General features: G+C 56.4%; 6 protein-coding genes and 3 pseudogenes. 6 read left to right on the top strand and 3 right to left on the bottom strand.

Going from position 1 to position 8,491, the window contains the following annotated elements:
* Both A3A9_RS0134620 and A3A9_RS41540 read left to right on the top strand, forming a co-directional pair.
* Positions 1–568, top strand: a 568-nt coding sequence (locus A3A9_RS0134620) for a M24 family metallopeptidase (RefSeq protein ID WP_027062613.1), incomplete at its 5' end; no start/stop codon positions are given.
* A 671-nt stretch (positions 569–1,239) separates the two neighbouring features.
* A pseudogene (locus A3A9_RS41540) lies at positions 1,240–2,062 on the top strand (IS5 family transposase).
* A gap of 25 nt (positions 2,063–2,087) precedes the next feature.
* On the opposite strand, the gene A3A9_RS45515 reads toward A3A9_RS41540, so the two are convergent.
* Positions 2,088–2,273, bottom strand: a complete 186-nt coding sequence (locus tag A3A9_RS45515) for a hypothetical protein (protein ID WP_202596442.1) — start codon at positions 2,271–2,273, stop codon at positions 2,088–2,090.
* Between the two features lie 41 nt (positions 2,274–2,314).
* Between A3A9_RS45515 and A3A9_RS40445 the strand changes: the two genes are divergently transcribed.
* Genes A3A9_RS40445 through A3A9_RS0134590 form a run of 4 tightly spaced genes read left to right on the top strand, consistent with a single transcriptional unit; the run spans position 2,315 to position 7,626 of the window.
* A complete protein-coding gene (locus tag A3A9_RS40445; protein ID WP_080680396.1) occupies positions 2,315–3,502 on the top strand; it encodes an ABC transporter ATP-binding protein in 1,188 nt (395 codons plus the stop codon).
* Between the two features lie 12 nt (positions 3,503–3,514).
* Positions 3,515–4,630: an ABC transporter substrate-binding protein gene (locus tag A3A9_RS40440; protein WP_051371445.1), complete on the top strand. Its 1,116-nt coding sequence runs from the start codon at positions 3,515–3,517 to the stop codon at positions 4,628–4,630.
* Entirely contained in the window at positions 4,630–6,441 is a 1,812-nt protein-coding gene (locus A3A9_RS40435; protein ID WP_051371444.1) for an ABC transporter permease subunit, read from the top strand. The genes A3A9_RS40440 and A3A9_RS40435 overlap by 1 nt, the downstream gene beginning before the upstream one ends.
* 6 nt (positions 6,442–6,447) lie before the next feature.
* Positions 6,448–7,626: a M24 family metallopeptidase gene (locus A3A9_RS0134590; protein WP_080680397.1), complete on the top strand. Its 1,179-nt coding sequence runs from the start codon at positions 6,448–6,450 to the stop codon at positions 7,624–7,626.
* A gap of 352 nt (positions 7,627–7,978) precedes the next feature.
* On the opposite strand, the pseudogene A3A9_RS40430 reads toward A3A9_RS0134590, so the two are convergent.
* Together A3A9_RS40430 and A3A9_RS43440 are read right to left on the bottom strand one after the other, a co-directional pair.
* Positions 7,979–8,332 (bottom strand): annotated as a pseudogene (locus tag A3A9_RS40430) (transposase); the annotation flags it as partial.
* A 24-nt stretch (positions 8,333–8,356) separates the two neighbouring features.
* A pseudogene (locus tag A3A9_RS43440) lies at positions 8,357–8,476 on the bottom strand (transposase domain-containing protein); the annotation flags it as partial.
* Between the last annotated feature and the right edge of the window lie 15 nt (positions 8,477–8,491).

Below are 8,491 nucleotides of genomic sequence, written 5' to 3'. Positions count from 1 at the left end.
CACCGTGTTCGGCGCATTGGTGAACGCCGGGGCGGAAATGCCGCTTAGCGGTGTCATCACTTCCGGCAATCGGACAAATCTTTTACACGGATCCTATACCGACCGGCAATTGGAGCGTGGCGATACGGTCTATCTTGAGCTCAGCGGGATTCATCGACATTACTGGGCACGTTTGATGCGTACCGCCATTGTTGGGCTGCCCAGCGCTGAGCAGCAGCACATCGCTGAGACAATCATCCGCGTGCAAGACGATGCCATCGCGTTGATGCGGCCGGGCACACCAGCCAGTGTGATTGACCGAGCTTGCCGCGAGCCGCTGCTGGCAACGGGGCTGCGCAAGACATATACCAACCGTTCCGGCTATTCGCTTGGTCTCAACTACCGCCCCTCCGCCGGCGAATTTATCCGCGAGTTCGTGCCGGGCGTGGAATGGGTCCTGGAGCCGGGAATGGTGTTTGATATGCTGATGATGGCAGGCGGGATGGGCTTCAGCGACATGGTGCTGGTGACGGAACAAGGCCCGGAACGCCTAACCTGCATGGAGCGCAAGCTCTTCTCGTGCACCTGAAATCCCAGAAGATGGCTAAACTCATGCGACCGGTCATAGGTATCGTTAGCAATGTAAACAAGAACAAGGGAGGGCAGGAGGTTACTTTTGTCCGGCTCCCCTATCTGCGCCAATCGAAAAAGCTGACGCACTTCCGATCATTTTCCCTACTTAAGGCAGAGGAAGTAATGACGGTACTTCATTGTATTTTTAGCGTCGTGCTTAGAGGCGGTGGAAAGTTTTCGACAGAGTTTTTGGCTCAGCTCCGCGCCGTGCTGTTCCACGAATAATACCAGAGCGAATTAACTTCAAATTCACGTATGCCATTGCAGCGCTCAGTCGGTCCATATTATACAGGAATTTGCCGGGATACACTTTGCGCGTTTTAGCAAGAGGCGCGATCTATCCCCATACTCTCCATAAGCTTGCAAATGTGATCTACCATCGTGAGAGAGTTGACAAGTCTTGGGTCAAAGGGGTGACGCCTATGTACAACGAGGCGCTGGTGGCCAAAACGCGGTCACCGAGCCTCTGAATGCCTTGGTTCGCCGACTTGCTGGGTTCCATTGCTAGGGGCGTGTCTATACGATCGAGTATGACCTGCTGCGTGTAGGCCTCCGACGGCTAAGAGGCCGTTTGGAAAATCGAGGGTTGGGGTTTTGCGGTGAGGCTATTTGTGATTCAAGCTGTGGATGTGGACCAAACAGAGCCGTGGGCGGATGGCCCAGATCGCCAAGAAGACCAAGCGTTACCCGTCTGATTTGACGGACGAAGAATGGTACCAGATCGCCCCGCTGATGCCCAAGCCCGGGCGGCGTCGGGGCCGTCCGCGCGAGGCTGATTTCCGGGAGGTGATCAACGCCGTGCGCTACCTGGTCCGCTCCGGTTGCGGCTGGCGGATGCTGCCGATCCACTTCGGGCCTTGGCAGACGGTCTATGGCTGGTTCCGTGAACTGGCGCGGCGCTTTCTGTTCCAGACCATCCACGACGTGACGCTGATGCTGGATCGCGAACGGGCTGGGCGCGAGGCCAGTCCCACGGCGGGCGTGATCGACAGCCAGTCGGTGAAGGCTTCGGCCCCTGGCGCGCAAAGAGGCTATGACGCCGGCAAGAAGATCGTCGGCCGCAAGCGCCACATTGCAGTCGATACCGACGGGCGGCTCTTGATGGTCAACCTGACGCCAGCCGACATCTCCGACAGCGCCGGCGCGCAGGCCGTTCTCGACGGCATCCGCAAGCGCTGGCCCTGGGTGAAGCATCTGTTCGCCGACGGCGCCTACGATCGGCTCAAGCTCATGGACAAGGCCGCCTATCTCGACTTCGTCATCGACATCATCCGCCGATCCGACGACCAGAAGGGCTTCCACGCTCTGCCCCGTCGCTGGGTCGTCGAGCGCACCTTCGGCTGGATGACCCGATGGCGACGCCTCGTACGAGCAGCGCATCGATGTCTCTCACGCCATGATCCTCGTCGCCATGGGCGGCAACCTGCTACGAAGAACCGCTCATCCATGAATTTCCAAACGGACTCTAAGAAATTTCAATCACAACGCTCTTTTGCGAATTTTTCTTCAACAGGCCGCCCACATTGACGCCATTTCGCCTCGGAGAGGATGCTTAATGCAGGTTGATGTTGTGGAAAATGATCACCGATACTTTCGCTCGTGATCGCCGAAGGAGTGCGGATCAACCGCGCCGATAGCCTAAAAGAGGAGAACTGGGACATGACGTCTCATTCACATCCATTAGCCTCACGTGGAGGCGTCGATGCCCAGAGGTGAACCGCTGCGGTTAGAGCGACTTTGTAAACAGTACGGCAGCGTGCGAGGGGTTAATGACTTGTCGGTTCAAATCGAGGCCGGCGAATTTGTCTCATTTCTCGGACCAAGTGGTTCCGGCAAGACGACAACGTTGATGATGGTCGCGGGGTTCGAAACGCCCACCTCCGGCCAAATCTTTGTCGGCGCCCGACCAATAACCGGGCTACCCGTGCCTAGACGCAACATCGGAGTTGTATTCCAGAATTATGCGCTATTTCCACATCTATCCGTTTTCGAGAACGTGGCATTTGCGCTCAAGATGCGCAGAGTATCCGGCTCTGAACTTCGAGCCGGTGTCGCCGAAGCGCTCGATCTTGTTCAACTGAGCGGCTATGAAGCGCGGATGCCGCACGAGTTATCCGGCGGCCAACAGCAGCGAGTTGCCTTGGCTCGCGCACTTGTGTTTCGCCCAGGCGTAGTCCTCATGGACGAACCGCTTGGTGCGCTTGACAAACAGCTTCGCGAGCATATGCAGCTTGAGCTGAAGCGCCTTCAGAAGTCCCTTGGAATAACTGTGGTCTTCGTCACACACGATCAAAGTGAAGCGCTCACGATGTCTGATCGAATCGTGGTGATGAATAAGGGCAACGTCGAGCAAATCGGGACGCCTGAAGAAATATATGAGACTCCGCAAACGCGCTTCGTTGCAGGTTTCATCGGCGAGTCCAATTTCCTTCGCACTCATATTGTTGAAAGTAGAAAAGACGGCCCTCTCCTTGACCTGGCCGGCCTGCAAATTCGAGCGATGTGGCAGGGATCCGATAGCCTGCAGGGGGCTGTGACCCTCATGATCCGACCCGACAAGATCATCCCTCTCGACCCCGGCGTTCGCACTGATAATGAATTCGAAGGTGTGGTCGAAGAGGCCGTCTACCAGGGAAATGTCATTAAGTATCGTATTCGGTTACGTGCAAAGATTCCAGTGTTTCTCACTTTAGCAGCACCGAGCCACGCCCGATCTCAGCGATTCCATGTCGACCAACAAGTTAGAATTGGCTGGGACGCGCGGGATGGACGACTTCTTTCTGATGAGGGGGAACAATCAATCCCCGGCAAACCCAATAATCGCGTCGCGGTGTCAGCTTTCGCGGGCGTTACTGCAACTGCAGATCGTATGGCAATCGTATCTTTATAAGGGAATGATCTCATGACGTACAACATCAACCCCAGCCGACCGACCCGGCGTCAGACGTTAAAGCTAATTGGTACTGCGACCAGCGGAGCGGCGCTTGCGATTGGCGCTCCAGGCATTTTACGGGCGCAAGAATCGAAACTTGTCGTAGTCTCCGGCGGTGGATCCTATGAGGAGTCGATCCGCAAGGCAATAATTGATCCCTTCCAGCAAGAAACAGGGATCACGGTGACTTACGTGTCCCCGGAAGATGACGCGAAACTCAAGGCGCAGGTCGACAGCAACAACGTGCAGTGGGATGTAGCGGAGGTCGACACCTTCGCTTTTCGACCGGATGCGTCAAAGTACCTCGAGGAAATAGACTATGGCGTTTTCGATAAGGAAACACTGGACAACCTTGTGCCGGAAGCAAAGACAACATACGGCGTAGGCTCGTACGTCTATAGCACCGTTATGGCGTTCTCGACGACCGAATACCCGGCGAACAAGCCACGCCCGCGCTCATGGGCTGAGTTTTGGGACGCCGACAAGTTTCCGGGGCCACGCTCTCTTAAAACGTGTTCGAACTCGGATGTCACGACAATCGAATTTGCATTGCTGGCGGCCGGGGTGCCGAAGGACAAGCTGTATCCAATCGACTTCGACTCCGGATTCGCGTCCCTCGATCGCATCAAGTCGCACATAACCAAATTCTGGAGTGTCGGAGCCGAACCCGGTCAGCTCCTGTCGAACCGTGAAGTCTCGATGTCCTCGGCATATAATGGTCGAATGGCAGCCCTGAAGACACAGGGTGCCGCCGTTGATTACCAATGGAATGAGGGGGAGCTTAGCCCGGTCTACTGGGTCGTGCCGCGGGGAGCAAAAAATCGGGCCGCGGCCATGCGGTTTGTGGCCTACCAAGCCTCCGCGCAGGCGCAAGCGCGTCTAAACAATCTCATCTTCTATGGTCCAATGAACCGTGCGGCTTTCAAGTACATCGACCCAAAGGTTGCTGCAGACCTTCCCACAACTCCTGAGAACATTGCTAAACAGTTCTTCCGCGACCTGTCATACTGGGAAACTAAAGATTTATCTGGCAAATCTAATACAGAAATTCTCGTTGAGCGCTGGATAAAATGGACGGCTAGCTAATGGCTACTCCATACCATGTTGTGAGATCGGCCATCGCATGGCCGGTCAACAACCGGGAAGCCTCGCTCTTACTTGCTCCAGCAGCGCTTCTGCTTGGGGTTTTCTTCTTCATCCCGCTTTCCGGTCTGCTCTCTCTCAGCCTGCTCGATCCCGGGCCAACCTTCGCGCATTACCACGAGTTTTTGGATAACCCAACGAACTGGATTATTCTAGCCCGCACCTTCGCACTCGCAACAAAGGTTACATTGATCTGCCTTCTACTAGGCTATCCGCTAGCCTACTGGATAGTCTCGGCGCGCACTTGGGTCGCCGCGGCGCTACTGCTTGCGGTCGTTCTGCCGTTCTTTACCAGCTACCTCGTGCGCACATATGCATGGATGGTGCTTCTGGGGCGTTTTGGTGTAATCAATCAGCTGCTAATGGCAACTGGCCTTACTGAGCGCCCTGTCGACCTTATCTACAATCAGTTCAGCGTACTCGTAGCTATGGTCTACATCCTCATGCCCTATACGGTGCTGGTGCTCATTAGCGTGATGAAAGGGATTCCATACAGTCTGACGCGTGCTGCTGCCTCTCTAGGAGCCTCCGCGGCACAAAATTTTTGGCGCGTGTTCTTTCCGTTGAGCGCTCCGGGTGTTATCGCAGCCGGCCTACTGGTCTTCGTGTTCGCACTTGGGTTCTACATCACGCCCGTACTGCTCGACGGTCCGAACACGATGATACTGCCAATGCAAATCGACAGTTATGTAAACGGCACGCTCAATTGGCCGCTTGCGGCCACCGCTGCCACCGTGCTGCTTGCGATCACGCTCGTACTTTATTCGATTTCCAACCGTTTCGTCGATAGCGAGCGCCTGCTCAGTTCTAATCAGAGTACTGCCCACTCTGCGGGCCACACCGCGCGTCATTCAACTAGCGCATACATTCAACTCATTGATTTCGTTGCCGCCTTAGTGCGTGGCGTCGGACATGGAATCCGCTTTCCCGCCGGTATCGGTAGAGGCTGGGAGCGTCTGGCGCCGGGCAGAAAGCTGCTGCGCGGATTAAGCTTGCTCCTTGTTGCCTTCCTTGTCAGCCCGATCCTAATCATTGTCCCGATCTCATTCAGCTCTTCGCGCTTCCTCGACTTTCCGCCCCCCGGCCTGTCGCTGCAATGGTACCAGGCCTATTTCACTAGCGCTGCGTGGGTTTCTGCGACCTGGGAGAGTTTGGGAGTTGGAATAGCTGTGGCATGTCTAAGTCTTGCCATTGGTTCAGCGGCTGCAATGGCACTCGTGCGCGGCAGCCCGCGAATGCGCCGAATCGGATACCAGCTCTTGCTCGCACCGATGATCGTGCCGTCGATTGTTAATGCGGTGGCTCTCTACTTTCTCTTTGCGCGACTGCATCTTATCAACACGTCGTTCGCGCTTGTGACGGCGCACAGCATAGGCGCCGTTCCACTAGTAGTGTTGATCGTCGCCGCAAGTCTACAATCACAAAATATAATACTTGAATATGCGGCTGCTAGTTTGGGAGCGTCAAGGGTCGTTACGATATGGCGAATCGTGCTCCCTCTTATTCGTCCAGCTTTGATAGTCTCCGGATTTTTTGCATTCTTATCATCGTTCGATGAGGTCGTGCTATCACTTTACTTGAGTGGCCCAGATACTACTACTCTGCCGATCAAAATGTGGTCGGGAATTCGGGAAGAGATCACGCCAACGATTGCTGCGGTGTCCAGTCTATTGATCGCGTTCACGATTTTTATCTATGTCAGTGTGGCCATATTCCGCCAAGCGGGTGAACGGCAAGCCCAACAAGTGAGATAGTCTCCAATGAATACATCTCCGACGCTGAATGAACCTGTTAACACCGAGATGAATTTCCCTGCAGAGGAATATCGGGCGCGGGTGCAGCGCACGCAGGAAGAGATGGTAAAGCACGATCTTCCAGTGCTACTCCTACATCAGCCTGAAAACATCTACTATCTCAGTGGTCTACATGGTGTTGGTTATTTTTCCTACCATGCTTTAGCGGTTCCCGGCAGCGGCGACCCGGTGCTGATCTTGCGTGATGTGGAAGTCCCGGCGGCGCAAAGTACGTCCTGGGTGAAAAGCCACGCGACCTATTCAGATGTTGCAGATCCGCTCGCCGCTTGGCTCGACACGGCGCGCAGAGCTCTGGAAGGCCTCGGCTCGGCAGAAGGACGGGTAGGTGTGGATGACCACTCATGGTTCTTGACACCGGAACGACGGACGGTACTGCAGAGGGTGCTGTGCGATGCAAGCGTTGTCGCAGAGCCGCGCATTGTCGACCACCTCCGCCTGATAAAATCGCCGCGAGAAATAGATTATCTGCGGGGCGCCTCGCGCTTGGTTGAAGCAGGCATGCATGCTGGCATCGAGGCTATCGCACTCGGTGTCACGGAGCGGCAGATTGCCAATGAGGTGTGGAGCGCATTGGTGAAAGGCGGGTCGCCGGCGATGGGGCTGGGCGGTGTCATCACTTCCGGCAATCGAACAAATCTCATACATGGCGGCTATTCGGACCGTCGCTTGGAACGAGGTGATACTGTCTACTTTGAGCTCAACGGGCTACATCAACATTACTGGGCACGTTTGATGCGTACCGCCATTGTTGGGCAGCCCAGCGCTGAGCAGCAGCACATCGCTGAGACAATCATCCGCGTGCAAGACGATGCCATCGCGTTGATGCGGCCGGGCACACCAGCCAGCGTGATTGACCGAGCTTGCCGCGAGCCGCTGCTGGCAACGGGGCTTCGCAAGACATATACCAACCGTTCCGGTTATTCGCTTGGTCTCAACTACCGCCCCTCCGCCGGCGAATTTATCCGCGAGTTCGTGCCGGGCGTGGAATGGGTCCTGGAGCCGGGAATGGTATTTCATATGCTGATGATGGCAGCCGGTATGGGCTTTAGCGAGACCGTGCTGGTGACGGAACAAGGCCCGGAACGCCTAACCTGCATGGAGCGCAAGCTCTTCTCATGCACTTGAGAACCCACCAACGATGACTAAATTCAAACCGACATAGCCATCGCTCAAGTGATATCCTGGTCTTTTGTCTGAAGACGGCCTTCTCGCATCAACCGTCGACGGCTGCTCCATAGCCAGATACTTCATTCGCCAAGCGTCCACTTAAATCTGAGAGCCTTCTCTGTGGGGTCGTTTGGTCAAGATGCTCCTGCACTTTTTTCTTGACCGTTCCGTGGGTCACTCGCTTCTTTTCGCGGTCAGCGCTTGGGCCGCCGACGTCTCAATCTGTTTCACGACCTTGCCGCGCTTGGGCCGGCAGGTTCGGGACTCTCAACGAGATCGCCTCGCCCATCGTCCCCCAGGGAACGATCCGGGCGTCGCCCTTTCCAAAGCGCTCGGTCGCGTCGGCCCACATGCCATGCAGAATGACGGCCAGTTTGCGGGCGACCGCGACTCGGGCTCGTGCCATGCCGCGCCGCCTGGCGATGTTCATGCCCCATGCTCTGAGGCTCGACCACTTCTTCGATCGCACCAGCAGTGTGTGGGCCGCCTCATAAAGCGCGGTGCGTGCAAGTTCGTCGCCGCATCGGCTGACCTTTCCCTGGATGTCGGTTTCGCCGGACTGGTAGCGTGCCGGCGTCAGTCCCAGATGCGCCCCCACCGCCTGCGACGAGCCGAACCGCTCAGGCCGGTCGATCGTGGCGCGGAAGGCGAGCGCCGTGATCGGCCGTAAGCGGGCAGTTGAGGCCGTTCAGCTTTGGCAATTCCAGGGCATGAGGGCGTCGATACCGCTGTTTGGCCAGCCATCAGCGATGCGATCGAGGGTCTGGGGGAGCCAGGCGTGCGGATCGACCAGGTTCATCTTGGCGGTTTATGCCGACTGCCG

Origin of the sequence: Mesorhizobium loti CJ3sym, from assembly GCF_000472785.1 — a bacterium.
GTDB lineage: Bacteria > Pseudomonadota > Alphaproteobacteria > Rhizobiales > Rhizobiaceae > Mesorhizobium > Mesorhizobium loti_E.
Note: the sequence above shows the minus strand (reverse complement) of the source record. Positions and strands in the feature narration are given on the sequence as shown.

Bases quoted from the DNA above. Each gene is read 5' to 3' on its own strand.
- A3A9_RS45515 (WP_202596442.1), bottom strand. From the start codon at position 2,273: ATGTCCCAGTTCTCCTCTTTTAGGCTATCGGCGCGGTTGATCCGCACT.
- A3A9_RS40445 (WP_080680396.1), top strand. From the start codon at position 2,315: ATGCCCAGAGGTGAACCGCTGCGGTTAGAGCGACTTTGTAAACAGTAC.
- A3A9_RS40440 (WP_051371445.1), top strand. From the start codon at position 3,515: ATGACGTACAACATCAACCCCAGCCGACCGACCCGGCGTCAGACGTTA.
- A3A9_RS40435 (WP_051371444.1), top strand. From the start codon at position 4,630: ATGGCTACTCCATACCATGTTGTGAGATCGGCCATCGCATGGCCGGTC.
- A3A9_RS0134590 (WP_080680397.1), top strand. From the start codon at position 6,448: ATGAATACATCTCCGACGCTGAATGAACCTGTTAACACCGAGATGAAT.